The 328-nt window shown below is 37.5% G+C and carries 1 protein-coding gene; it reads left to right on the forward strand.

Annotated features, from left to right (window positions below; translation table 11 throughout):
* The coding region (locus tag RJ01_RS16685; RefSeq protein WP_034171744.1) for a hypothetical protein at positions 1-184 on the forward strand (184 nt) is incomplete at its 5' end.
* Positions 185-328 lie beyond the last annotated feature (144 nt).

Below are 328 nucleotides of genomic sequence, written 5' to 3' on the forward strand. Positions count from 1 at the left end.
CGCTCTACCGACTGAGCTATTGGAGAATCTGCAAGCGATTATAGAGAGATTTAAAAAGGGGTCAAGGCACTTTTATAAAAAAGCTGAAAAAACTGAATCAAGTGTTTTAAAAATAATCAAAAATGATTGTAGTTCAAAATGTTATGTTTATGTAACCCATATTAAAGGTAGAGGGGTTGCGTGATTATTCTCTGCCATGGTTGCGAGTCGCTAAAACTACAAACAGGACCAATATAGATATTTAATCCGAAAAATACCGGCATAAAAAAACCCACTTCGCAGTGAGTGGGTTTTTTTAGAATCTTGGCTCTCCCACCTGGGCTCGAAC

Source organism: Acinetobacter sp. YZS-X1-1, assembly GCF_000804305.1.
Taxonomy (GTDB): domain Bacteria; phylum Pseudomonadota; class Gammaproteobacteria; order Pseudomonadales; family Moraxellaceae; genus Acinetobacter; species Acinetobacter variabilis.